23 protein-coding genes are annotated in these 25,487 nt (G+C 55.9%); 8 read left to right on the plus strand and 15 right to left on the minus strand.

Annotated elements, in window-relative coordinates; all coding sequences use genetic code 11:
• Nucleotides 1-6: 6 nt before the first annotated feature.
• From GSQ91_RS18525 to GSQ91_RS18535, 3 genes are all read left to right on the plus strand, one after another.
• Complete coding sequence (locus GSQ91_RS18525; RefSeq protein ID WP_158823219.1) at nucleotides 7-531, plus strand: SRPBCC family protein; 525 nt, start codon at nucleotides 7-9, stop codon at nucleotides 529-531.
• 332 nt (nucleotides 532-863) lie between these two features.
• Nucleotides 864-1,658 (plus strand): hypothetical protein, encoded by a 795-nt coding sequence (locus tag GSQ91_RS18530; RefSeq protein WP_158823220.1) that lies wholly within the window; start codon nucleotides 864-866, stop codon nucleotides 1,656-1,658.
• 302 nt (nucleotides 1,659-1,960) lie between these two features.
• Entirely contained in the window at nucleotides 1,961-3,223 is a 1,263-nt protein-coding gene (locus tag GSQ91_RS18535; protein WP_158823221.1) for a collagen binding domain-containing protein, read from the plus strand.
• 21 nt (nucleotides 3,224-3,244) lie between these two features.
• On the opposite strand, the gene GSQ91_RS18540 is transcribed toward GSQ91_RS18535, so the two are convergent.
• Nucleotides 3,245-4,462, minus strand: a complete 1,218-nt coding sequence (locus GSQ91_RS18540) for a DUF1624 domain-containing protein (protein ID WP_158823222.1) — start codon at nucleotides 4,460-4,462, stop codon at nucleotides 3,245-3,247.
• A gap of 149 nt (nucleotides 4,463-4,611) precedes the next feature.
• Nucleotides 4,612-5,625: a YafY family protein gene (locus tag GSQ91_RS18545; RefSeq protein WP_158823223.1), complete on the minus strand. Its 1,014-nt coding sequence runs from the start codon at nucleotides 5,623-5,625 to the stop codon at nucleotides 4,612-4,614.
• Between the two features lie 97 nt (nucleotides 5,626-5,722).
• On the opposite strand from GSQ91_RS18545, the gene GSQ91_RS18550 reads away from it, so the two are divergent.
• The gene (locus GSQ91_RS18550; protein ID WP_158823224.1) at nucleotides 5,723-6,214 is read left to right on the plus strand and encodes a DinB family protein; all 492 of its coding nucleotides are present in this window, start codon (nucleotides 5,723-5,725) and stop codon (nucleotides 6,212-6,214) included.
• A gap of 244 nt (nucleotides 6,215-6,458) precedes the next feature.
• On the opposite strand, the gene GSQ91_RS18555 is transcribed toward GSQ91_RS18550, so the two are convergent.
• Complete coding sequence (locus GSQ91_RS18555; RefSeq protein ID WP_174240703.1) at nucleotides 6,459-7,094, minus strand: NUDIX hydrolase N-terminal domain-containing protein; 636 nt, start codon at nucleotides 7,092-7,094, stop codon at nucleotides 6,459-6,461.
• A gap of 317 nt (nucleotides 7,095-7,411) precedes the next feature.
• Here GSQ91_RS18555 and GSQ91_RS18560 point away from each other — a divergent pair, with 317 nt between their 5' ends.
• Both GSQ91_RS18560 and GSQ91_RS18565 read left to right on the plus strand, forming a co-directional pair.
• Nucleotides 7,412-8,485 (plus strand): glycoside hydrolase family 43 protein, encoded by a 1,074-nt coding sequence (locus GSQ91_RS18560; protein ID WP_158823225.1) that lies wholly within the window; start codon nucleotides 7,412-7,414, stop codon nucleotides 8,483-8,485.
• 176 nt (nucleotides 8,486-8,661) lie between these two features.
• On the plus strand, nucleotides 8,662-9,135 hold the full coding sequence (locus tag GSQ91_RS18565; RefSeq protein WP_158823226.1) for a cupin domain-containing protein: 474 nt from the start codon (nucleotides 8,662-8,664) through the stop codon (nucleotides 9,133-9,135).
• A gap of 46 nt (nucleotides 9,136-9,181) precedes the next feature.
• Here the strand turns inward: GSQ91_RS18565 and GSQ91_RS18570 are convergent, their stop codons facing one another.
• The 7 genes from GSQ91_RS18570 to GSQ91_RS18600 all read right to left on the minus strand — a co-directional run bounded on the left by GSQ91_RS18570 (nucleotide 9,182) and on the right by GSQ91_RS18600 (nucleotide 15,921).
• On the minus strand, nucleotides 9,182-9,865 hold the full coding sequence (locus tag GSQ91_RS18570) for a hypothetical protein (RefSeq protein ID WP_158823227.1): 684 nt from the start codon (nucleotides 9,863-9,865) through the stop codon (nucleotides 9,182-9,184).
• 14 nt (nucleotides 9,866-9,879) lie between these two features.
• Nucleotides 9,880-10,227, minus strand: coding sequence for a PadR family transcriptional regulator (locus tag GSQ91_RS18575; RefSeq protein ID WP_371417122.1), 348 nt, complete (start codon nucleotides 10,225-10,227; stop codon nucleotides 9,880-9,882).
• Nucleotides 10,228-10,253: 26 nt separating this feature from the next.
• Nucleotides 10,254-11,204 (minus strand): rhodanese-like domain-containing protein, encoded by a 951-nt coding sequence (locus GSQ91_RS18580; RefSeq protein ID WP_158823229.1) that lies wholly within the window; start codon nucleotides 11,202-11,204, stop codon nucleotides 10,254-10,256.
• Nucleotides 11,205-11,503: 299 nt separating this feature from the next.
• Nucleotides 11,504-12,655 (minus strand): 4-hydroxybenzoate 3-monooxygenase, encoded by a 1,152-nt coding sequence (locus GSQ91_RS18585; RefSeq protein WP_158823230.1) that lies wholly within the window; start codon nucleotides 12,653-12,655, stop codon nucleotides 11,504-11,506.
• A gap of 130 nt (nucleotides 12,656-12,785) precedes the next feature.
• Nucleotides 12,786-13,598, minus strand: a complete 813-nt coding sequence (locus tag GSQ91_RS18590; RefSeq protein ID WP_174240704.1) for a helix-turn-helix domain-containing protein — start codon at nucleotides 13,596-13,598, stop codon at nucleotides 12,786-12,788.
• A gap of 609 nt (nucleotides 13,599-14,207) precedes the next feature.
• Nucleotides 14,208-15,287: an acyltransferase gene (locus GSQ91_RS18595; protein WP_158823231.1), complete on the minus strand. Its 1,080-nt coding sequence runs from the start codon at nucleotides 15,285-15,287 to the stop codon at nucleotides 14,208-14,210.
• Nucleotides 15,288-15,387: 100 nt separating this feature from the next.
• Nucleotides 15,388-15,921 (minus strand): TetR family transcriptional regulator, encoded by a 534-nt coding sequence (locus GSQ91_RS18600; protein ID WP_254064693.1) that lies wholly within the window; start codon nucleotides 15,919-15,921, stop codon nucleotides 15,388-15,390.
• A gap of 170 nt (nucleotides 15,922-16,091) precedes the next feature.
• Between GSQ91_RS18600 and GSQ91_RS18605 the strand changes: the two genes are divergently transcribed.
• Nucleotides 16,092-17,303, plus strand: coding sequence for an FAD-dependent monooxygenase (locus GSQ91_RS18605; protein ID WP_158823233.1), 1,212 nt, complete (start codon nucleotides 16,092-16,094; stop codon nucleotides 17,301-17,303).
• On the opposite strand, the gene GSQ91_RS18610 is transcribed toward GSQ91_RS18605, so the two are convergent.
• A complete protein-coding gene (locus tag GSQ91_RS18610; RefSeq protein ID WP_158823234.1) occupies nucleotides 17,258-18,076 on the minus strand; it encodes an SDR family NAD(P)-dependent oxidoreductase in 819 nt (272 codons plus the stop codon). The genes GSQ91_RS18605 and GSQ91_RS18610 overlap by 46 nt on opposite strands.
• A 114-nt stretch (nucleotides 18,077-18,190) precedes the next feature.
• On the opposite strand from GSQ91_RS18610, the gene GSQ91_RS18615 reads away from it, so the two are divergent.
• Nucleotides 18,191-19,132: an AraC family transcriptional regulator gene (locus GSQ91_RS18615; RefSeq protein WP_158823235.1), complete on the plus strand. Its 942-nt coding sequence runs from the start codon at nucleotides 18,191-18,193 to the stop codon at nucleotides 19,130-19,132.
• 1,140 nt (nucleotides 19,133-20,272) lie between these two features.
• Here GSQ91_RS18615 and GSQ91_RS26290 read toward each other — a convergent pair.
• The 4 genes from GSQ91_RS26290 to GSQ91_RS18635 are packed head-to-tail and all read right to left on the minus strand — an operon-like array spanning nucleotide 20,273 to nucleotide 25,118.
• Nucleotides 20,273-21,424 carry a methyltransferase gene (locus tag GSQ91_RS26290; RefSeq protein ID WP_371417123.1) on the minus strand — a complete coding sequence of 384 codons (1,152 nt, stop codon included), beginning with the start codon at nucleotides 21,422-21,424 and terminating at the stop codon, nucleotides 20,273-20,275.
• Nucleotides 21,381-22,337 (minus strand): hypothetical protein, encoded by a 957-nt coding sequence (locus GSQ91_RS18625; protein ID WP_371417124.1) that lies wholly within the window; start codon nucleotides 22,335-22,337, stop codon nucleotides 21,381-21,383. The genes GSQ91_RS26290 and GSQ91_RS18625 overlap by 44 nt, the downstream gene beginning before the upstream one ends.
• Nucleotides 22,321-24,243 carry a hypothetical protein gene (locus GSQ91_RS18630; RefSeq protein ID WP_158823238.1) on the minus strand — a complete coding sequence of 641 codons (1,923 nt, stop codon included), beginning with the start codon at nucleotides 24,241-24,243 and terminating at the stop codon, nucleotides 22,321-22,323. Before GSQ91_RS18630 ends, GSQ91_RS18625 begins: the two co-directional genes overlap by 17 nt.
• On the minus strand, nucleotides 24,216-25,118 hold the full coding sequence (locus tag GSQ91_RS18635) for a hypothetical protein (RefSeq protein WP_158823239.1): 903 nt from the start codon (nucleotides 25,116-25,118) through the stop codon (nucleotides 24,216-24,218). Before GSQ91_RS18635 ends, GSQ91_RS18630 begins: the two co-directional genes overlap by 28 nt.
• Nucleotides 25,119-25,487 lie beyond the last annotated feature (369 nt).

Below are 25,487 nucleotides of genomic sequence, written 5' to 3' on the forward strand. Positions count from 1 at the left end.
GCCTTCATGAAAGCGCTTCGCCGCATCCTGTTCCTGCTCATTGGGTTGATCGTCCTGGCCGGAGTCATCGCGTATGTCGACGGAAACAGCTTGCCCATCGACCACACCGTCTCCGTCACCGGCGCGGTGCCTGCGCCGCCCCAGAAGGTCTTCGCGCTCATCACAGACGTCGCCGACGGCGCGCACTGGCGGCACTCCGTCAAATCCGTCAAAGTCCTCCCACCCGACGCCGGCCGCGACCATTGGATAGAAAATCTCGGCCACGGCCAGACCATGACGTTCCTCGCCACACGCACCGACTTTCTCACCCGCCGCGACGTTCTGCTCACAGTGCCCGGGGACACCTACGGCGGCACCTGGACCTATGAGCTCAGTCCCGGTGCGACACCCGACGAAACCACTCTCAAAATCACCGAAACCGGCTTCATCCATCCCCCGATCTACCGCTTTGTCATGGCCCACGTCTTCGGCCCCACCCGCAACCTCGACCAGTACATGACCGACATCCAGGCCGACGCCACAAAACCCTAAGTCGCACTCGCGCGACGCTCGTAGCCGACAAATCCCCCCGCGACTATTCCGCCTGCCTTCTGATGGACGACGCCATCAACACAAAATGGAGCGCAGGAGCTCAATAGAGCACAGAGGCTAAATGGAGCGTAAGCGCTAAAACGGCCACAGGTACAAGCCCTGAAAGGGCGATATATCGCGGCTGCACAATGTGATGCGCTTTGGGTCTACACCCGAGGCTACATTTGGGTCTCACACCCACATGCCACAAAGAACGATTACTTTTCTAACCCTTAAAAGCTTGCTTACGATTAAATATCGAACATAAAGTAAGTCCCAGAGGAAGACGTCACATGAGGGACGAATCTGGAATAGACGTAAAGCAAGACGAACAACCCAGCAAGAGCCGTTACGAGCTCTATGTAGACGGCCTGATGAATGGCAAGTCGAGATTCCGGGCCGCACTGGACGCCGGATTCTCCAAGGGCGACGCGACCAATCCGGCGAAGCGTATCGAAGGCCGCCTCACTCAGGAGTTGATGAACAGAGCACTGACGCCGAAGCCCGCAGGAACACCGCAGAAAAGCCGCTACGAGCTCTATGTGGAAGGCCTGCTGGACGGCAAGAGAAAGATGCAGGCTGCGCGGGACGCCGGCTTTCCCGAAAGCAAGGTGCGCAATCCAGGACGTACTATCGAAGGCCGCCTGACCAAAGAACTGATACGCAAGACGCTGGAGAACGCAGAGATCACCCTGGATATTACGGCCCAGAGAATCCGCGAAGGGCTGGACGCAGTCCGTCCCCTCGTAGTCCCCGGTAGCCGTGGCAAAGAGCCAACGGTAGAGGCCATGGTCGACTTCGACACCCGGCTGCGCTACGTTCAGCACATCCACAAACTTCTGGGTATTCCCGAACACGAGGAGCAGGAGGTCCCTGAGATGAGGGTGAATGTTGTGTCGGTCGGTGGCGGGATCGCTGAGCAAAGACTTCTGGAAAAAATTCTGGCGAAAAAAGAAGGTGCCTCGAAGCTCGAGGCACGTCCCTACCCAACATCAAGGTCCTATGCCGAGATGGCGCTGGAGTTCGGTCTCGATGAGCACGGCAATAGCAAAAAAATGCAGACCACCAAAGATACAAAATCCTACTAGGGACACCGACTCCAGCGATCCTGAGTTGTTTTTGTTCTTGCATTGCTCTGTAGCAGCCGCCTTTAGGCCGCTGCTACAGAGCAATATATTTACTGGGCTTTAGCCTTGGGTTCTTTGCTTGCATAAGCAAGCGGCTGCGGACTAAAGCCCTTTCTCGCTGGACCTTGCTTCGGAAAACAACAGCGACAACGCCGTCCTCAACCGCGAGCCAACTCCAGGCATTTCCACCTTTCCCGTTGACACCATCCTCGACCTCCGCGTCCAATCTCCACAAGCTCACGCTGGCTTCGCAGGAGAAACCCATGGGTCAAGGTCTTTGCGTAACGGCACTCTTACTGGCAACAGCAGCAACTGCCCAAACCCACAGCGCCACCACGCCTGAACAGACCGGCAGCGTCACCGGCCACGTCTTCTGTGCGGACACGAACCAGCCTGCGCGCTTCGCCAAAGTCTCACTGGAACCCATCGCCGATCCACCATCATCTACACCTGCGGCGAGCCCCGGCTCTGCCTCCTCACCTAAGCCTGCCTTCAAACCACCCGCAGGTGGGTCAGGCACTGTGGAGACCACGCTGGACGGCAGCTTCACGCTCACCAAAATAAAGCCAGGAGACTATTACGTCGTCGTCCAAAAACAAGGCTACGTAAAACCGCGCGACATGTTCACGCAGAAAGAGATCGACGACCCTACACCCGCCATGCGCGCTCTCGTGGAGCAGGCTCTTCCCCGCGTGCGCGTCGAGGCCAACCAGACCGAGCACGCCGAGGTCCGCCTCGACCGCGGCGCCGCAATCAGCGGCACCATCCTCTACGACGATGGCAGCCCCGCAGCAGAACTCTCTGTTCAGCTATTGCATAAGGATGCCAACGGCAAGTGGGTTGCGCTAACTAGTAGCGGCAACTTTACACCTGGTTATGAAACCACCACCGACGATCGCGGCTTCTTCCGCATGGCTTCGTTGCTCTCCGGGGAGTACATGATCGATGCCACCCTCTCGCTCACGGATAGCAAGATCACTTCGACCCAAATGCCGGGCGGAGAAACGATGGTGTTCAATACGCAAACGTTCCGCTTTTCGCTTCCGTTCTATGGCTCCGGCACAGCACGCATCGCCGATGCCGCTGCAATCAAAGTCCGCGCTGGGCAGGAACTTCCCGGCGCCGACATGACCATCCCCCTCTCCAAGCTGCACAAACTCAACGGACGCGTTATCGCCGGACGCGATGGCCACGTCGTCAACGCCGCTTCGCTCTCGCTCGTCACCCGCGACGACAACAAGGAACTCGCCTCCTCTGACATCTCACGCGAAGACGGCCTCTTCCACTTCGAATTCGTCCCCGAGGGTGACTACATTCTCAAAGTTTCAAATGCGCGCGATTCGGTATGGGTGCCCGCCACGCCTCCACACAATGCGTCTCTCTTTCCGCAGCCGGACAAAGAGCGCGTCCTTCAGGCATACGGCGATACCGAGTTACCCATTCTCCTGAGCGGCGACATGCTCGACGCCATCGCCACCGTACCCCCTGACGCAAAACCCTCGACAACATCGTCATCATCGCAGTAGAGCGTTGATCTATCGAAGTACCTAAAGGTAAGCAAGCCACCAATCGCGGCGACGATTCTTAAGATCGCTAAACCACGCGCACAAGGGATAAAGCCCCAGCACCACCAAAACCCAGATCAGATAGACGATTGGCAAACCGTAGCCCCAACCATTGAAGTGACGCGTAAAGACAACATCGGGTGTAATCCAGAAACGCCAGTTCGGGTTGGCGGCGCGTGCCACACCGAGTGCGAGAGCATGAATGACAAAGATATGGGTGATGTAAAAGAAAAACGGAACCCGGCCGTAGACATCCAGGAACGCACGGAATCGGCCCAGCCGGCCAGCAAGAACCACTTTGTCGAACAGAGCGAAAAGCAGCAGCACCACTCCCAGTGTGGCCAATAGATAGTGGAGTGAGGGTGGATACTTCTGTACGTAAAGGAACGACATCACGGTATGGCTCGGCGTTCCGAGGTGCTCGAAACCTGGACCGGGGTCACCATACCCGTGAGTCAAGCGAAGGAGTGCGAAGAGTCCAAGGCTCATTGCTCCGGTTATGACTGAAATACGCTGCCTTGCTTCTGGATTCTTCGCAACGATCCAGCCAAAACAGTACCCAAGCGCCATAACTCCCACCCAGGGAATCACAGGGTATCCATACACGGCGACAGGATGCGCGTGGAAGGTCAACACTCCGCGCTCGTGAAGAATGTACCAGGCGTCTGACCAATGCCCCAGATTCCTGGCATGAATGCGGTCAAGAAGATCATGGCCAAAGATCACGATCGCGCCAAACGCGCCCACAGCGGGTAGAGGCAGCCATTGCAACCCGGCCAGCACGATCATACTGACACCGATGACCCAGATGACCTGAAGAATCGGCAGCCCGAAACCGAATGACCAGCCAAAACTCACAACTACAATCTCAAAAACGATCAACCACAGTCCACGCAGGATCAGAGCACGGGTGAGCGTCGCAGCGCTCTTGCGCTGGCGCTGGAGATAAACACTGGCTCCGGCAAGCAGAATGAACCCAGGCGCGCAAAGATGGGTGATCCACCGGGTAAAAAACAGCGCGGGCCAGGAATGGATCGGGTCCGAGGGATCAATGGCCGCGCTCGAAAAAAAGTCGCGTGTGTGATCGATTGCCATCAGCAGCATCAAGAGACCGCGAAGAACATCAATCGATTCGATCCGATAGCCGCGGCCCGAGCGCTGTGCCTGGGGGGCTTGCTGAGTAATTGTCGAGCTGGACATATTCTTCCCTGCGCCCTTTGGGGCGTCTCTTTCTTCAGGACCCATAGAACAAGACTCGCTCGCGCGAGCGATCACGTCCAATGAATTCTTATGATAAGTCGCATCGGAAACTTCGATGGATCAGCTTCTTGATACGCGCCGGATACACGTCAGGAGGAACGCGATCGCTTCGGAGTTCTACTCCGCTTTGTCGCGCCCACATGCCGTAGCGATACTTCTGCGGCAGCCTCCGCCGCTCGCTGAGACAGTTGCCGGAATGTTTCACGCAACTCTCTCGGGCTGTGCACAACAATCCTGCGCCCAGCGCTAAGCAGCATTGCTGCGAACAATTCCAGCCGGTCTCGTCCGCAACGCAGGCGTGTTCCTCCTTGATCTTCTTCGATAGCCACTCTCCATGGAGCGAACGTATTTGCAGCCTCTTTGAGCGGCATGTCGATCCACGCATCGATCTGATAGGCCGACTGCACAAAAGGCATGCGCTCCTGCAGATAACGGCGGGCGTCGAAACTCGCGGGCCGCCGGAAGCCGACGCTGGAAATCCGAAGCTCGCTGACGCGGTCGAGACGAAACGTGCGCATGTCCTTGCGGGACAAGCAATGACCGATCAGGTACCAGCGTCCGTCGGTATGCATCACGCCGTAGGGCTCGATCTGACGTCTGGAGGGTGTACCGTCATGCGACTCATAGTCGAAACTAATTCGCTTACCGGTACGAATGGCCGACGCCGCTCGGATCAGGCTTTCCACCGACGTCGAGACCACCCATGGGCCAGACTCTATGCTCACCACGTCCTCTACAGTGCGGATGCTCTCGCGCAGTGCATCGGGCAACACGCGCTCCAGCTTGGCAAGCGCGCCGTCCGTGGCGGGAGCAAAGGCCGAAAGACCGATCTGGCGCAGCGCCCGCAGACCAAGCGAAAGGGCAAACGCCTCCTCATTGGTCAGTAGCAGTGGAGGCAGGCGAAAGCCTGAACGTAACCGGTACGCCCCACCTACACCCCGCGAAGCATCGATGGGGATATGCAGGTCTTTCAGGCGCACGATGTAGCGCTGCACCGTGCGCAGGTCAACCTGCAGGCGCTCAGCCAGATCTGCTCCGCTTACATGGTCGCGCGCCTGCAGAATCTCGAGCATCGTAAGAACGCGCATGATGGGGTCATACATATAGACTCCAATTCTTCTTTGAATTTACGACAAGTTCTGTCGGGAATGGCTCGTATTCTCCATCTGAGCCCACAAGAGGGCCACATGGAGGATAGAGATGGCAACCGAGATACTTGAAGTGAACGTACTCACAGCGGACGCACTTATCAGCAACTGGCAAGGTCACAGACGGCTGACACGCAGGGTCATCGAGGCATTCCCCGAAGACAAGCTCTTTGCGTTTTCGCTAGGCGGCATGCGGCCTTTCGCAGAGATGGCATGGGAGTTCATTCGCATGGCAGTCCCGATTGTGGAGGGCGTAGCGACGGGAGAGTGGAAGGAGTGGAATGAGTTCAAGGGAACGAAACCCACCACGAAAAGCGAGCTTCTTAGCCTCTGGGATAAGCAGACAACGGAGCTAAATGAGAAGTTCCCGAAGATTCCACCGCACCGTTTCAACGAAGAGGACATTGCATTTGGTCAATGGAAGAACCCGGGAATCGCGACCATCCAATATGCCATCGACAACGAGATTCACCATCGAGGACAGGGATACGTATACTTGCGCTCGCTCGGAATCGCTCCCCCGCCCTTCTGGGAGCGCGACTGATAAAGTGAGCGGGGCTTCCTGCCGCCTCAAATTCGTCTTCCCGATCTACCCTGACCCCATAAACACAGCGCGAAGCGCACCCCTGACGCTTTAGCGTCAGGGGACGGAGGGTAAGGGAGGCAATCGCCTTTAGGCTGCGGAATAGAGGCAGGCAAGAATCGGGCTTTAGCTGGCAGCCGAAAGAAGAACCGGCCTCAAGAGGATGCTGGAAAAACCGTGTTTCTTGAATCAATGCGTTAAGAGGTCAGTCGCAAAGCGTTGGTAAACCAGGACCGGAAACGAGTCTGAAGATGGTCTCCAATTGCGATGCCGTCGTCCGATCGGTCGACAGCTCAATGGACGGCAGTTCGTCCCTCCGAAACCAGCGTGCTCCTATCGTTTCCTGCGTATCCTGCATGAGTGATCCACCCACGACCTCACATTGAATGAAAGCTTTGTAGATGTACCAGGGTTGAGGAGGATGCGGATGCTTCCGCTTATCGAAGAGAGCGAGCAGGCGCGAGGGTTGAACGATCAGTCCGGTTTCTTCATACGCTTCTTTCGCGGCAACCTCGTACGGCGTGTAGCCGACATCAGCCCACCCGCCCGGCAAAGTCCATCTTCCGTGATCCAGCTTCTCTCTGACCAGCAGGATCTCCGGGCCTTCCCGAACGATCACAGCCCTGATGTCAACCTTGGGCGTCTGGTACCCGTCCTCGGAGGCGAAGACGCGGACGATCTTCTCCAGTGGTTCTTCCGTAAGCTCTTCCAGCAGCCTGACACTGATCGCTCGTATCTCCTCGTATCGTTCCCGGTCGTACAGACTGGTTGTGTACGCGAGCCCCGCTTGCGCGAGAGCCTGTAATCGTTGGGCATGGATCAGAAGCTGATGAGATTTCACACCCTAGGAATATCATCTCGCGCGCTTCGCCAAACCTCAGAACCGCTGCAGCGGTCGCCACAACTCGAACAGTGCGAGTTATTCGGAAGCGCCGGTTGATCCGTGACTCCTGACAAACGCGCATCCCGTCACCGACCGATCACTGACCACAAGACCACTTGCCGGTACTGATCCAGGCAAATCGCTCTGCTACCCTCAGCCAATGAACCAAATCGTCATCAACGCAGCGCGTTTCGCGGCCGAAAACAAAATCCGCTTTTGATGAGAAGAATTCGATCCGCCACATCGACCTCGACATCGAACGATAGGATCTAGTTATGTTTCGTTCTCGCGCTCTAGCCTTCTTAGTCTCGGTTGGTATCTCATGCACGACAGTGACGCTGCATGCGCAGGCAACAGCGAATCTCTCATCACAGGGTTACTATGCCGATCCCGAGATACGCGTCTTCGACCATCAATACTGGATCTATCCCACGAGCAGCGTATCTGCCGATGATCCAGCGATCGGACAGCCTACCTTCAACGCGCCGCAGACCGAACTGCGTAAGCAGCATGTCATCCATAAGGACTACCTGCTGCAGACAGGCCTCGATGCCTTCTCATCTCCCGATCTCGTTCACTGGACGAAGCACAACTCCGTGCTCAGCGTTAAGAATGTCGCGTGGGCTGCGTATGCCATCTGGGCGCCGTCTGCGATTTATCTCAACGGTAAGTACTATCTCTTCTTCGCGGCCAACGATATTCAAAAGACTGACACGTTCGATGGGGGCATCGGCGTTGCTATTAGTGACAAGCCCGGGGGACCTTTCGTCGATGCGATTGGCAAGCCCCTCATCGGCAACTTTCAACATGGTGCGCAGCCCATCGACCCCATGGTCTACCAGGATGACGATGGCTCGATCTATCTCTACTACGGTGGTCAGGGCCATTGCGTGGTCGCCAGGCTGTCGAAGGATCTGAAGCATGTGATCCCCATGCCGGATGGAGAGCTCTACAAAGAGATCACGCCCGAGCACTACGTCGAAGGCCCCTTCATGATCAAGCGCAACGGCACGTACTACTTCATGTGGTCGGAGGGCGACTGGGGTGGATCTGATTACGGCGTTGCCTACGCAAAAAGCAACAGCCCCATCGGCCCCTTCACCCGCGCAGGAAAGATTCTGCAAACCGATCCCGCCATCGCCAAGGGCCCCGGCCACCACTCCGTGCTGCGCATTCCGAACACCGATGACTGGTACATCGTCTACCATCGCCACCCGCTGGATAGCACAGGTATCAGCAAGCGCGTCATGGCCATCGACAAGATGGCTTTCGACAAGAACGGCAACATCGAACCCATCGTCATGACAAAGGATGGTCCCGGCATACGGCCTCCCACGGAGACCCGATAAAACGCATTTCTCGGAAGTTGACCCGCAGGGAGTCCAATCGCAAATGCCCGATTGCCGCTTCTTTCGAAAGAGTGTCCTGCCAGGCTTTCGCACATCCAATTTGAAGCAAAATCCTTGTTCCCGTCATCACGGAAGATGGATCGCGTAGGGATATAAACTTGCTGCAGAGAGGGACGATGAACAGACGAGGATTTCTGATCTCAGCAGTCGCGTTGCCGGGAGCCACTATGTTTCCGGAAGTCCTGGCGCAGTCCGTGCAACAGATTACTCATGTGGACACCAGGACCGGTGGCGCTCTGCTGCGGAGCGGTGTAGTGAAGGCTGAAGGCATACAGCCGGAGGGAGCCGCGCCCGGAGCAAAAGCCTACGTGCACTTCAACGGTCCGACGGAGCAGCTCGCTGCGCTTGCCTCCGGGTTAGTGACGCTGGAGCCGGGAGCGCAGCCCCATCCACCGCATCGCCATCCTGAGGAAGAGATCATGATTGTGGGCGAAGGGACTGGAGAGTTTTCCATCGACGGCGTCGCCACCCAAGTAAAGACGGGTGACATGGTGTTTGCTGAAGCCAATGTGCTGCATGGCGTGAGGAATACGGGCGAGACGCGTATGACGTTCTACTTCATCAAGATGATGGGAAAGCACACTTCATGAGTGCTTGGTCCTCCTAAGGAGCTTCCCATAGGCCGACTGAGGAGGACTAATCAGTCCTCGCGTCGAGCAACGCTTCCACCTGAGCAAGCCGCCTGCGGTTGCTACGGCGCTTCGCAAGGAATAACACCAGCACCGGAAGCCAGAGCAGTGGCGCCACTCTTCCCCATCCAGATCTTATCTTCAGCTCAAAACCGACAATCATCAGCAAGTCGCCAACAGCGAACATGCAGAATGTCAGAGAAGCGCTGGAGAAGGCGGAGAGCTCGTCAACATAGAACCGGATCAGTCCGGTGGGATCATCCCTGTCCGGGACGTTAGGCTCGCGGGTAAGCCGGTACATCATTGGAGCCAGAAGGAACGAGCCCAACAACTGAACCGCATTGCTGAAGAGGTGGAGTCCAAGAGCAACGTCAATGAGTGATTCCAGGACAGCGATCAAAAGCGGGAACAAATACACGTTCGTTCCAAGCCAACCGTTATTCACAGCATGGCGCCGCCGCTCGGCATACTTCTGGACTTCAGCATCAAGATCCGCAATCGTGCGCAAGGGAGCTGGCTGAATATCAAACAGCACTCGCACTCCACTGAGGGCCCATCCCAGTGCTCGCCAGTCACTCTCGATATAGAGGAGTTCGCTTTCGATCGCTTGCGCCCACTCCTTCGAGCCAGGAGAAGCGTATCGAACGACCAAGCCTGCGATCCTGCCTGCCGATCTCCGAACAAGGCTCATGGTGTTTCACACTCCTAAGACGGGCTCCCAAAGACGGGTTCTCGGATAGCTATGTTTCGCACTTCCGCCACGCACTCACGGGCAAAACGCTTGCCTGCCTGTGTAAGCCGGTACATATGCCGCGGCGGCTTCCCACTTTCGGAAGCTTCCCATCTCGTCTCAAGCAAGTGCCTTTCGGTAAGCCGGATCAGGATGGGGTAGAGAGTTCCGGACTTGAGGCCGGAACTACGGCTGAGATCATAGCCATGCCGCCACTCCAGTGGAGTGTCCAGAAACTCGCGAAGCACTTGAACGGTCTGGGGCGTTCGGCGTAGCTGCATACCCCAAACTCTACATATGTAGAGTTTGGCCGTCAAGCCCATTACGACCGACCTGTCCCAGCCCGGTCCTACGAAGCGTTGCTCGGCGGCACAACGGGCAAACCCGCTGCACGCCACGCATGAAATCCACCAACAATGTCCGTCGCCCGCCAGAGCCCGAGATCCTGCAGCGCTGCGCCCGCGAGACTTGAGGTATAGCCTTCCGAGCAGAACACGATCACCTGGAGGTCATGATCGGTCGCGACCGGCAGCCGCGAGTCCGATGCCGGGTCGAACCGCCACTCGAGCACGTTACGTTCGACAACCAACGCGCCCGGAATACTTCCCTCGATCGCGCGCTGGCCTTCGGGACGGATATCAACCAGTACCGCTTCAGTATTGGCCGCCGCCTCATGAGCCTCATCCGGAGATAGACGTCGCAGCCGGGCGCGTGCCGCTGAAAGCACCTGCTCAATGCTCAGGGCGCCGGCCCGGTTTGCAGGTTTCCGCGTCTGCACGTGCCGCTCCTGATCAAGCGTCTCAGCCCGCTCAGACGCGTGTTCGCGCGGGACCAGGCGAGTCCCATCCAGCTCATACTCGTTCATCTCATCGAGCGGAGGCGAGTAGGCATGAATACTGATGGCCGGAGCGTTGGAGACGTTACGCACGTCGTGCGCGTAATCCGAACCGAAGGCGCGCGTCTCGCCAGGACGTATCACGCGAGTCCGCTCACCCACACGATGCTCCTCAAGAGTCCCGGAAGCCAGGACAAACGCTCCTGCAGACTCACCGTGGTCGTGGAAGCCGGTTGATTGTCCTGGCAACCAGCTGATCACCCATATGTCACAGTCGGGACCGTGATACAGCCGCTCATACCAGCGCTGTTCGGTGCGCAGCCGCACCCGATCCATCCATCCATCCGACGCCACGAACTGAGCGACAATGCCGGCGAGTTCCTCAGGTGTCTTCCAGTCCGCGCCGGATGGTATGAATGTGCTGCTGGCCTCAGACACGAGGCGTTCCTCGATTGCGAGTTGCATAGATCTCTCCAGAGCTTAACCGTCGCAACAAGCCACAAACCCATGTACGAATGGCAGCTTGTTGACGGATCCAGGGGTAACGATGGAAGTGTTGGATGAACGCTGGAGGGGACGTTTCAGGAGTATCTGAAAATGTCGCGGCTCACCCGAGGGAGGGGAGGTCGCAGCGACAACAATAAAGCACGTGAAACGCCATACTCTGACGCTAGCATGTCCTGAAGAATCGGGTCAATGTCCATGCTTCTCGTCCCCCAGGCCAGCCGCAGCACATCATTCCCCGATCCAAACGGCTAAACAGTCTAAGAAGCGAAGAAAGCATCAAGACGCGCACGGGCTATCCCCTGGCGAAACGTGCCGCGCTGACTGGGATCGCCCGCATCGTGAAAGGTATCGGTCATGGAAGCACTGAACTCCTGTTCCTTCCAGATGTGCGGCAGGACCGTATCGGAATAGTTCTCCAGCGCGTTCCTGTCGCCGTCGCGAGCCGCGCTCACCAGAGCCTTGGCCAGAACGTCCACGTCACGAAGCGCAAGATTCATCCCCTTGGCCCCGGTGGGCGGCACAAGGTGCGCAGCATCGCCGGCAAGAAACAGATTGCGGTATTGCACCGGCGTATACACCACGGACCGCAGAGGAATAACGTCCTTGTCAAGGATCACAGCGTTCTGGATCGTGTCATCGCAGAGCCGCAGCCTCATCTCATCCCAGATCCGCTCCTCAGGCCAATCCTCGAGCCCGTCGCTGACCGCGCATTGCAGATAAATCCGGCTCCTGCTTGGGCCGCGTGGTATCTGCGCTGCAAAGCCATGATCGCTGACACCCATGACCGACAATCCCGTCACCGGTGCCTCGACCAGCGCAGCCAACCACGCATAGCCGAACTCATAGTTGTACTTGGTCAGAACACCGTGTGGGATCGACGAACGGCTGACACTGTGGCCGCCGTCGCACCCAGCAATGTAGTCGCAGACAAGCTCTCGCGGACCGCTCGCATCGCAATAGCTGACCCGCGGGCGACCGTCCTCGTCATTCTGGATCGCTATATCCGTGACCTCGAAGCGGACATCGCCGCGCATCTCGTCGATCAGTTCCCGCAACAGATTGGTGACAAGCTGCTGCTGCGTGCAAAACCTGCCCTGGCTTCCCTCCTCGCCCGGTCGTTCGAAGACGCGGCCTGAGCCATTGATGCGAATTTCGAATCCGCGGGCAACCGGTCCTTCGGGAAGCTTATCTGCCACGCCCCAGCGTTCGTACATCGCCACCGCGTCTGCCTCGATAAAGCCGGCGCGCTGCCGCGCTTCAACGTGAGCGCGATTGCGTCGCTCTAAGAGTACGCAGGCTACGCCAGACCGTTGTAAAAAGATCGCCAATGTCAGACCAGCGACGCCGCCTCCGACGATGGCAACTTTGGTCTCTTGGTTTTGCTTCGGGCTACATTCATTTGCTGTCATGAATCGACGATAGGATCTATCGCGCTCAGCAACAATGCGAAATCCAGACAAATAGTTCGCAAATCCTGCCAATAAGAGAGCGGTTCAAAGGCGTTCATGGAACCACGTGGTCAGTCGGCCTACAAGCCTCTCAACGCTTAACCGAATGCTCTGACATATAGTGTGCGGGAGAGGTCCCGAGTGCTTTGCGGAACATGGTCACAAAGCTGCCCACGCTCTCATAGCCCAGATCGAAGGCCGTCTGCTGCACTGTGGCTCCGCCTGCCATCCATTGCAGTGCTAGAAGGATACTCAGCTGTTGCCTCCAACGGCCGAAGCTCATCCCTGTTTCTGCAGTGATCACCCGCGCGAGCGTACGTTCACTGAGGCCGACACGCCTGGCCCACGACTCAATGGTTCCGCGGTCAGCCGGATTCGCCATCATATTTTGAAAGATCGTGCGCAGCCGGAAGTCGGACGGCATAGGCAGGTGCAGATTGCCACTCGGCGCAATGGCGATCTCATCCAGCAGCAGATCGGCGACACGGGATTCCACACCGCCCCGCTTGTAGTTCATTGGAAACTCGGCGCATCGAAGAATCAAGGCGCGGAGGAGCGGACTCACGGTGATCGTGCTGCACGTGGAAGGCAGTGTCCGACTCGCCTTGGCTTCGATAAGCGTGACGTAGCATTGAACCTTCCCTGCTATCGCAAGGCGGTGCATCATCCCGCCGGGAATAAAGATTGCGGATTGCGGAGGGACAATCCAAATCCCGCCCTCCACCTCACAGGTCACGATGCCTGACAGCGACAGCAAAAGCTGTGCTTTCGCATGCGAATGGAAATCCAGTTCCCAACCCGCTGTGTTCATCTCTCCACCAATCGTAACGACCTTCCGGCGTACAGCCCATGTCTCCTTCATGAGGTCTTGGAGGTCGTCGTCTGGTTGGATAGATATCGGCATGAAGAAGGTCCTCCCTAGCGTATCTGCGTCTCCGCGAGCGAGCCGGTGCGCGTGCCCACGAAGTCGGCAAGTTTTTTTGCAAATTCAGGGAACCATAGAAAAGCTCTCTTCGTATGAGTCTATGTAAGCAGAGATGAGATCGCTAAGCGGCAAACAACGCCAAGCGATCAAGCTAACTAACCCACCACCGAAAAGTTGAATGCTTTTCCACAAGCGGTCGCTGCCCCCGTGCGCGACAAAGGAGATCTACCCATGTACTTCGCTATCACCACAACCGTCCTCGCCCTCACCGTATTCGTTCCGTCCTTCATCGGACTTCGCGCAAGAAGCAATGCCAACTGGCACTCGCTGTAATCGCAACCGGAATACAACACCCCAACTCCAAACCCTCACCGAATAAGGAGACTCATCATGTATCTCGCCGCTGAAGTTGCCGTTCTTGCTCTCACCGTTCTCGTTCCTTCACTCATCGGCCTGCGCGATCGCACCAATGCTGACTGGCACAAAAACAACTAAACAAACCAGGTCAACCTACCGTTGTTCGCGCAGACGGGCCGCCCCCAGGGTGGCCCTTGGTGTGTCTGGACTCCTCCAGTCCTCGCCCACGCATCAAACTCTAGTCCGCAAGTAGGAACGAAGCGGTTCGTCATACAGCTTCAAGGTTGTCCAGGCGACAGCAATCATACTGAGAACACCGAAAGCGACTGCAGTCCCGAACCCGCGAGAGGCAAGGTTGTGCTTGCCAGCGAAATCGCCCCAGATCCAGATCACAGCGTAGTGGGTCATATACAACGGATAAGAAAGCTCGCCGGAGAAGCGGCAAAGCCGTTCCATCTTCGGTCCGACCACTGCGCCAGCGCCCATGGCCACAAGCAGCGGAAAGTAGAGGATCACTACAGCGGCTTCTCTAACCCATGCGCCTCGGGCATAGGGCATCACCAGCGCAAGAAAAAGCAAAAGACCCAGGCCCACGAATCCGAGACCCGTGCGTGGGCGCCACTTCGATCGATAGACAAGCAATCCGGCGCAGAACGAGAACGCCACGCGAGCCCCGCCGTCCCAGAAATTGCGCGCGCTCCAACCGCCCGACAGACTGCCTGCACGGTGAGCTGTCCCGCAAAGCCATGCTGCCGACAAGAGTGTGAGCGCCACAAGCACTTTTCGCCCGGCTCGGTAGAGGACTACGCCGAAGACAAGATTCGCGACGTACTCCCAGAACAAAGACCACGAAGGTGCGTTCAGGCTGAACAGGTTGCGGCCGCGTTCTTGCATGGCACCATAGGGAATCAAGAGAACCGAAGCCGCGAAGATGAGTACCATCCTGGCTGGCCCGTAGCCAGGCGTGATCCCGAAAGGATTGGCGTAAAAGGCTATAAGACCAAGCACGCTCCCGAAGACCACCATGGGCTGCAGCCTGACAATGCGTGCCTTCAGAAAGCTCCAGAGACCCATCTTGGCTATACGGTCGTCATACGCGTAGCCGAGCACAAAACCAGAGAGGCAAAAGAAGAAGTCCACAGCAAGAAAGCCGTGACCGATCCAGAGCTTGCTATAGTCCCAGATCACCATCTCTGAGAAGTGAAAGATCACCACACAGATTGCGGCTATGCCGCGCATGCCGTCGAGTACGGCAAAATGTGGCCGTTGCCTGCTGATACTGGAATCCTGGAAAGAGGTTTCTGTACTCATTCTTCTTTCCTATCAGAGTACTCGGCCGGAGTGTGGGGTCCCCGGCGAACGTTCTTTGTTCGATGGTGTGCGACGCGCGCATTTTGCGCCGTAGTGGGCTCTATATGTACGGTGTTCCTTCCAAGGCAGACTGCACTCCTTTCGTTCCCCGATCGATGAGTCCAAGAAGAGCAGCGTTCGCTTTTCCAAGGTCCTGATCTAGCTGAAAAGCTCGATGCGCTTCGATAAGGGCTACGGTCCACGTTGCGACCAACAGCGACGCGGCAAGGCTCGCGACTGGATCGGGCAGACTGCGATCTACAGATTTCGCCAGTGCGACCGTCAACGTATCGGTCAACTCGTCCCGGATGGCTCGGGCACGGGCTTTGAGCGCTTCGCTTGCCTGAATCGTAGCCAAGAACTTGTTGGTGCCTGCTTCATGGAAGCGGACGTAAGGACGCTGATTGGCGACAGCCCAATGGGCAAACAGCCGCAAGGCTTCCACGGGGGGCGTGCCAGGTTTTCTCTCCCGCAGGGCAGCGAGCACGTCTTCGCGCCCTTCCTCGTCGAGGTCGAAGAACAGGTCCTCCTTACGGGAGAAATGATTGAAAACTGTCATCCGTGAGACATCAGCTGCTTCGGCGATCTCGTCCATCGTTACTTCATTGAACCCGCGCTCGATGAAGAGACGTGTGGCCACATCGGAGATTTTCTGCCGCGTGGCAAGGCGCTTCCGTGTCTGTCGATTTTGCGCTATGTTCGCCACTCCCTAAATAGTTTACATCGTCCATATTTATACTTAGTATAATTTCCAGAGGTCAGCACATGAGTCTGGAAGCACAGCAGAACGTGAACGAGCCGGAGACGGTAGCACCTGGGCAGGTTTCGAGTGTTCTCATCTCAGGAGCAAGTTTTGCCGGGCTTGCTACGGCTTGGTGGATGAACAAGCTTGGTTACGCCGTGACGGTCGTCGAGATCGCCACGGGTTTGAGGAAGGGTGGAACCCCCGTCAATATAGGGGAGAGCGTCATCGACGTCGTAAAGCGCATGAACCTGCTAGAACGCATCGTTGCCGCAAGCTTGCCACCCAGGCCTGTGACATTCCTTGATGCTGATGGAGCGCCGTTGTCGCTAGTGTCGGCGCAAGCAGAAGAGCAGCCGGAAGAGGAATATGAAATTGAAAGAGATGTTCTTCTCGACATGCTCTTCAATGAAGTGAAGGACAGCGTGGAATTCCTCTTCGCAGACAGCATCGCGGGTTTGGAAGAATCCGCAGAAGAGATCGCCGTCACCTTCACGAGTGGAAGAAAGCGATCCTTTTCTCTCGTGCTTGGTTGCGACGGCACCCACTCGGCCGTAAGGAGAATCTGCTTCGGCGAAGAGTCTTCCTGCTTGGTATTTCTCCAGAACTACTTCTCGCTAACCATCGTCGACAAGCTGCTACTTGAAGAAGACACCTCGCAGATGTTCAGCGTGCCTGGCAAGACAGTGATGCTCAACGCCTACAACGGCAAGACGGACATCGCGTTCTGTTTCTTCTCCGAAAAGGAAATAGACTACGACCGTCGTAAGCAGGATGAGCAGAGGCGCATGATCTGTGAGCACTTCGAAGGGCAAGGCTGGAGAACACGCGAGCTCCTCGACGAGATGAGCCACTGCGACGATTTCTACTTCGATAAGCTTTGCCAGGTTCGGATGGAATCGTGGGCGAAGGGTCGAGTGGCCCTGGTAGGCGATGCCGGTTACTGCCCCTCACCTGCCGCAGGCATGGGAGGCTCCATGGCAATCCTTGGAGCTGCAGCCCTGGCCGATGCCCTCCAGAAGCACCCCGGGGATTTCAGGAAAGCGTTTCAGGAATACGACGAAAGTTTCCGTCCCACCGTAGAGGAGATTCAGGCACATGCAGTTGAAATTGGACTGGAGATGTATATGCCCAGATCAGAAGAGGCGATACAGAAAAGAAACATGCAGCTCGGTATCAAAAGTGGGATTCATGCTCCAGTTACGTCGCGTGATGAACCGATGACGGCGTTCTGAATCGCCGAGTCTACGCTGATGGCGAACTTGTGTTGAAAGTCACCCGGTTTGGGCCAATTGAAGGCTGACATTCCCTCGCCCCTGAGGACCGCCTCCACAACGTTATGTGCCGCAGTCTCGACGCTATTGGCACGAAAGGGAGCGGTCAACGCGACGAATGCTTTAAAGAACCACGGGGCTTCGCGGAAGATACCAGTTCGAACAAATCCCGGCGAGACGCATCCAGCGAAAATCTTTGGGTGGGTCTTCATGAGGTAGTCCGCGTAATACATGCTTGCACCGTTGACTTGGGGGACCGCGGTCAGGAAGGTGAACCCCTCGAAGTGTGGGAACAGCTTCGGATCGAGCTTTGGTACTTCCTCGAACGTCGCGATGAGCATCACGACCCGGGGGCGGTCGGACAGAAGAAGTTTCGGCAGCAGGAGCTGGGTCAGGTGATAGCGGCTCAGATAACTCAATTCGAAGAACAGGTTGAGCCCGTCTACAGTCCTAATGTCTTTCGTGGCGAACACAGCCGCTGAGTGTACCAGTCCGTCGATCCGGTCCGTCAGTGCGTTGACCCTTCGAGCCGCATCCCTCACCCCATCATGAGTAGATAAGTCCACCGAAAGGAAAGTCGCCCGATCGCGCGCTGCGCCGAAGGATGCGATGGCGTCCTCACCTTTCCGCTTGTCGCGGCCAAGGAGGATAACGCGATTTCCCTCCGCAAGGATTTCGCGAGCCGCCTGCAGTCCAACCCCGCTGTTACCGCCAGCAATCACAATCGTCTTCATCTCTTTTCACCCCAGAGCCATGCTTCGGCCATCTCAATACCGACTCTAACGTTCGGCACATGCACGCTCAATGCTGGTTCGTTCATAGTTTCGTCGTGATCGTACAATCGGGCTATGGATCCGCTCTCTGATGTTTTGTCGCTCCTGAAACCTCGCAGCTACGTGACAGGTGGGCTGTCCGGCGGCGGTGCGTGGTCGTTTCAGATACCAGCGCACCGCGGCATCAAGTGCTACGCAGTCGTCAAGGGAGAGTGCTGGCTGTCCGTAGAAGGCGTTGAGGAACCCGTTCGATTGCGAGGCGGAGATTGCCTGCTTCTGCCGCATGGCCGCACGTTTGTGCTCGCGACCGATCTCAGTCTTCCGCCTCTCGACGCTCGTGAGGTTGTCACGTCATTGGAACGGTATCAGGGGGTGCTGCAGGTCACTCCGGGCGACGAGTTCTTCGTGCTTGGAAGCCACTTCTCTCTGGAAGGCGATGCTCGTTTTCTGCTCGACGTCCTGCCGCCCATCGTCATGCTGAGTGATGAAGCTCACCGCGAATCCGTACGCTGGGCCGTCGAGCGCATACTGCGCGAAATGCGTGACTTTCAGCCCGGAGGTTCGCTGGTCGCGCAACAGGTCGCCTATACCTTGCTGGTAGAGGCCCTTCGCCTGCACATTGCCGACGGCGCGCAACGAGGCACCAATTGGCTCTTTGCTCTTGCCGACACCCGCATGAGAACGGCCCTCTCGTGCATTCATGAAAGGCCCGCTCACTCCTGGACGATCGAAGAACTCGCTCGCTCGTCCGGCATGTCTCGCACGGCGTTCGCACAGACTTTCAAGCGGACTGTAGGCGAGTCTCCCATGGCCTACATTACGCGATGGCGAATGACGCTGGCCGCGAACCGCCTCCAGGACAAACGCGAACCCATATCTTCCCTGGCGCCATCCGTGGGATATCAATCAGAGAGCGCCTTCAGCGCAGCTTTCAGGCGGCAATGGGGTCGCTCTCCCAGGCAATATGTCAGCAGCCTTCGCTCTGAACTGAGCGCTGCCAATAGCGGTCAGTACTGAGAACGCTCATCTCGTCACTTAGCCCTCACATCGTCGGCTCCAGGACGTGTCATCAGATCCCCACTCGCACCGTGCAACCACTCCGCTGTGGCAAGGACCAGAAGGGTAAGGTTTCAACCCTGCCAATAACACCCGAACCAAAGACCCACACCTCGCTAGAGAAGCCAGTCTCTAATCCGTCCGTCTTTAGCAGCACCTCAAATTCGTCATCCTGAGCGAAGTAGCTCGCGCACTTTGCGAGCTACGCAGTCGAAGCACCCCGAAGATTCTTACGCTACCTCTACAGCCTGCCCCTTTTCGTCCCATACATTCGTGGCTTCAGGGCGTGCCATCAAACTCTCGCTAGCCCCGGCAACTATTCCGCCATGGCAAGGACCGGAAGGGCAGGCGTTTCAACCCTGCCAATAACAACCGAACCAAAGCCCCACACCTCGCTGCCGCAGGCCTCGTCTTTCATCCACCCCACCCCAACACTGTCATCTCGACCGGAGGCGCGCTTTTTGCGCCGTAGTGGAGAGATCCCTCGATGCAGAGCGTGATGCAAATGTTTGTGGCGCGCTTAGCGTCTAGAGATCCCTGCATTTTTTCCGCGCCTGCACGATGTCTCATGTGCGCGAAGAACGCCTGTAGCTCTCGCCACTCCGCACGACGATAAAACCATCAAACTCTCGCTCGCACCACGCAACGATTCAGCCATGGCAAGAACCGGAAGGGCAGGGTTTCAACCCTGCCAATAACACCCAAACCAAAGCCCCACACCTCGCTGCCGCAGGCCGGAGTGAAGGCGCAGCCGCAACGACTGAATTGCCTTCCTTGGCTGAGGCGAAACAACCTAACCACCGGACGTATCTCCGCAGTGTGAAGAAATCCTATCTATCGACATAGCTCATCACTCTTGGAGTGATCCTTTCCTACATCCGCTTCAAGGCTTATTCCTACAAAGATCGAGTCGACAGAAGCGCTCGGGGCAACGCTTGAATTGCTCGTCACTCGGGAGTTACAGATCACATCCCATAAGCCCGCATTTCGTTACAGACAACAAAGAAAGTGCAATGGCTTCGGGGTCTCAGCAAGGCGCCGAAGGCGATCATCACTGAAGCATTCAAGAATGCCTAAGGCCCGCAGAACGAGTCTCATTCATCACTCCTTTTCAATGCGTCTCTTCGACGGAGGCCGATTCTTCCCGATCTCCACTTCGCATCCGAGTGCCGCAAGGAAATCCGCCACTCTTCTTACGGTGGTGTATTTAGCACCCGTTCCCTGATACAGCGCCTCAAACGCTTCCCATCTATCGAGCATTTGAGTGTGTAACCATAGCGCGTCCGCTGCGGTTACACACTCAAGAGCAATGACGCAATCGGAAATCGCAATAACGGAACCCGCGCGACGATGTAGAGCGACTTTCTCCTGCCGTGGAGATCCAACCCTGCAAATCGCTACGAATGGACTCTTGGCCGATGACGAACCTGCGAATGCGGTTCTACGACTAAGATCTACTCGCTTTAGTAAGAGTTCTGTACTGTGAACCAACGGCGTGTTCCCTGTTTTACTCGAGTGCATTTGGATGGTTCCGCGACGGATGATGACGCTTACCTTGGCGAGAAAATACCTACCTGCAGACTCTCCCACCCCAGTCTTTACCTGGTGTGTTTTCTCAGCCCGACCGCGCTTTATCCGTACCACAAACGTTCTAGGTGAGCAGGAGTCGAAGGTGCGGTGGTCATGATCGCTCAAAACTTTGACTGTGCTCTGCAAACGAAGCAGTTCCCAGGCCTCGCGATCCTTATCCGCACTCAAACAACCAGCAGGCAGTATCGCAACGATTTCGCCTGTCTTGCTCAGATACTCAAACGCATGGAGGACAAAAGACATTGCCACGCTACAAGAAGTCCTGAAAAGATCGGTATCGACAGCCAACCGAGTCCCCCCCCGACAGGAGAAGGGAGGGTTTAATAGAATCAAGTCCACCTGTCCCCACACAGCATGCAGAGTGGCGCATCGACGTCGTGACCGTGCAGAGAGAAAATCGCAACAGCCGATCTCGGCAGCGGGCAAGTTTCTACGGGCGCATGCTACAGCTGATCTGGAAACATCGACACCAACGATCTTGCTGTGGTTCCATTTCGAAGCTGCTGCTTTTAAAAGTTCGCCGTGTCCACATGCAAAATCCGCCACTATCGAGGGAAGACGCCTCTGCTTTCTCACAATTGAGGCAGCTAGCGGCGCAGGGGTGTAAATTGCATCGAGTTTAGGCATTGCTTCCAACAGGGGCTGCAACCGCCGAGAGGTCATACAGCAATACGCGCCCTATTCCTTCTGTCCGTGACGCTTTACGTATTGGATGGTCATATATCAGCTCAACCGACCTTGGAGTTAAGAGGGAGAATAACACTGCCCCCAATGCGTGCGGTTTAGTTCCAATCAACGCGATCTTAATGATGTCCCTAGCGTGCATAGATGCAATGTCCTGCAAGAGGTAAAACACGCTAAATGGACAATTAGCGCGCGTGAACTGAGCGTTCGCCCACGCTCCCGTCTCGTCCAGAATAGGACGGTTACCGTCGTAGGTGTAGAAGGGATACTCCGCTTTGAAGCCTGGCACGCCAATGACCGGAATGATCTTGCCTCTGGGTGGTTCCATCGCTTCCACACAATACTTCAATCTGATCCCTTCAAAGCCCAGTAGGGCAACGAAACTGACATCTTCTTCATTGTCTGCCTCTGCTAGTGAGGCAAATCCCGGAAGTGGAGATAGTCCTCTGATCTTTTCGCTTAAATCGAAGATGTCACCCTCTCGGGGGAGAGGGCTAAATCGATATGTTTCAGGTTCCAAATATACCCCGCGCAATTGGAGACCTATGGACATCCCAGACTTCATGAGTGGCGCCCAAACCTGATGATCCAGCCCCGTTATGTCTAAATATGCCTTAGGGCGACCAAAGGCCCTCCAGAACTCTCGCAATTCGACTCCACTGCGGAGTCGGGCCATTTTCTCTACTCCAGCCATTCGATATTTCAGGTGATTTTCCGTTTGTTCAATGATCTGAACAAACACGACATCATGACACCGTTGCTCCCAAGTATCGGAGTGCTCGCTTCGCTCTTCAGACGACCGCCCAAATACGTATACGCTATTCGCTTCAGGCCGGAAAGAGTCCAAGTCCTCATACACGTCCGTAAAGACCGGTCTATTCTTCAGGCGCATTGTAATAAGCCTCAAAAATCTGTAGCTGCTCTGGTAGCACGTCTTCTTCCCTGTTGTGCCTGCGGAGGATCTCTCGGATCGTTTGCCGATGCTTGGTGATGAGCCCCATGACCTCATGAGAACCAAGCATCATCTTTCTCTTCCTTCGATAGCTGAAAACGAAATATGCACTAAAGATAGGGTGCATCGCATACTCGTAATCTCTGGTGTCTGCCTCGCTCATGAGCTTAGTGCCTGGCCGCCGCACCAACGCCAGGTGCATTACAGCGGAGTCAAGAATGTTCGATACTGAAGCCTGCACGGGTTCAATATCCTGATTCATCGGCTCATCACTGAGGTAAAATTCATTAATCTCGGGTGCGTGACCTGCAGAGTCCTCAGCCATTTGACCAAACACGCGTCCGAGTCCGAGTAATAGCTTAGTGAGCTGAGCACCCGAAACCGACAGGCCCTCCAGCTCAGAGAGATTCTTCTTGCCTACACCTTGAGCGGCAAGAGTTTGCTCCTTCGCTGACACAGGCTCGTCGATCTGGCCACCGCCCCTTGAATGTCGGAGTAAGCTTTGGTCGACCAACTCCAAAAGATAGCGTATGTTTCCAGCGGCAAGTCGAGTGAAAACATCCCAGCCCGCGTAGTAACGCCGAATTCCACGCTTGCCCTTCGTGATGTGGTACAGGAGGGCATGCTTATAGTTCGAGTACCGCGTTCGCCAAGCTTCGGGATTCTGAACGAAGTTGTCGTAGGTTTCTTCTAATGCTTCACCTTGGGCATCCGCCCAGTATTTGATCAGGTAGGCGCGCAATGGTTCGATCTTCTTGAGGTCTTGGGCCGCCTTCCCTTTCGCTTCCAGTTTCAAAATCAGTGCATCGACTTCCTGCTGCACCCCTAGAAGCTCTGCTTCTGCATCCTCGCTGAGACCGGGCAACAAAGCTTGGATATCTCCCAGAGATACTCCGTTCTCGAGTTTGATTCGCGCCATTCTCTCATTGCAAACGGAAAGGGCGAACTGATGGAACTGATCTTCCTTTAGCCGGTCAGCTATGTCTATGCGAACGTAATCAGAGGGATGATGCAATTGTTGAGTCTCATCAAGCGTGGTGCGAGTCTTGAGTCCCAACTCCTTTACCCCGATTTTGAATGTGTACAACTCTCCCGAGTGCTTAATGAGGGTATTGATGACTCTCTGCTGATATGGCAAGAAGTTTTCGTATTCATCAATCAGAAAAAAGAACGTCTTGTCTTGGAATTGGGGTATTGAGCTCAACTCCTGCACGAGCACATCAATAGGACCGCCCTGAATGGACAGCTCCGGGCGAGGCTTATCCGCAATGTTGTTGATTGCCGCTTCGAAAATGATCCGAGCATCGGCTAACGACTCACCGAAGGCCCGAAACGTGTTCGGAACGGTGGATAAACGCAGACTGCTTGCAAGGCGACGAAACGCCTCAGGATTAAGATCGAGAGGGACGTTTAACTTCAACCGATACCAATCCACAAAACGGACAATCAAATCACAGAAGAGGAGGTTCACGTAGTGTGCGAACAAAGGGATCCATTCATCTGTGTCAAGGCCTGCGCCACTGAACGCACTGACCCGATTAACGTTTGCCCGATGGTAAAGCCCATAGTAGGTCCAAGATGGAATCGACTCGGGAGTATTGCCGGTGAGCGCATATTGTCCCTCGTAAGAGAGACCACGAAGGACGGTTGTCTTACCTGTTCCACGGCCGCCAATCAACACGCAAGGGCGCGGGGTCTTCAGCTCAGGAAAATACGAAGGCTCCGTAAAGAGATCGAAGATCTGCTCTTTGAGCCATTCCGCTCTGTATCCTCCGAAGAGCTGACTCAGCTGTTCTGCAGGAGCTTGAACCTTTTGGGTCATGCCTTCACCATCAATGGTTGCCAACCGTTTGAATTCCACCGGATTAGGGGAATAGTTGCATCCGGTACCGTATCGCGAATAGCGATCACTAAACCAAGCTTTTCATAGCCTTGCCAATCGTCCGGGCTTCCGCCGTCAGTATCGGGTATACCCACACGATTGCTGACTGTTCTTATAAAATCGACTGCGCCGGAAAGTAGATGGTCGGGCCATAGCAAGGAGTCACTCGCTAAGGCGCTGTAACGGTGAGAAAGAAGGTGTGCCGGATTCACATGAACAGACGGACACTGGAGTCTAATCTCGTTGAACCCGGTCTCTGTACACAGCACTGGGCAGTAGAAAAACTGGGTACCTCTGGTAGCGGCCAGACTCGAGAAAGAATGTGTAGCTCCTCCAGGAATTGCAAACTCTCGGTACCATGTACCGACGAATTGATTTCCGGTTCCCACCAAATCGTCGACGAAAAGTATCGGACGGGGAGCAGTGGCGATGGCAACGAGCGCGTCAGAGGGTGATACGATTTGACTCTCGGCAAAGCCAAGATGCTGCCGCGCAATGCGTGCAAATGAATAACCACTATCGCTAGGGTTGTCATGCTCGCCGGAGACCGGCACTACAAGTACATCATCTAGAAATAACGACCACGCCTGAGCCGCCGTAACGAATGAATCCCCTATACGCGTGACACGTCGGCTTAGTGACTGGACAGCCGAAGCAAGCATCTCCTGAACCAGATTCTCGTGGAAGTACATGAACCCGTTGAGCAAATGAACGGCGTGCTCCATTTCATCTGCTCGAAAGTTCTGCAACCAACCTTCGGGATTCAATATTTTCTTCAAAGGCCAAAGATGTACGCGCGTAAAGTAATCACATTTGGCGAGGACATCTTCGAGGCGCACCGTGGGCGGCCCATGATGCGGCCTTAGATGTTGCTCAACTGGCATATAGCCAAGAGTTTAGCAACCTACAGCAGAAATAGCTTCTTGCTGACGAATAGCTTGGCGATGACCGAACGGTACTAGAAGTAAATATCCTTTTCGTCACTTAGCTCCAGCTCATCACCGACTCAGAATTGGGCCAGCTATGAGCCGGGTCCGTGCCCATAGCCTTCAGTAAAGCTCGAATAGTCGCCACGAAATCCTTCCTTCAATCAAGATGACGAAGTCTGGGCAGATACAAATCCCCTTTAAACCACCTTCCCAAAACCATCCTAAAACCTTGACACCACCCCCCAATCCCTTTAAACTCAACACCTGATGAAGCAAATT

The sequence above is a fragment of the Granulicella sp. S156 genome, from assembly GCF_009766105.1.
GTDB lineage: Bacteria > Acidobacteriota > Terriglobia > Terriglobales > Acidobacteriaceae > Granulicella.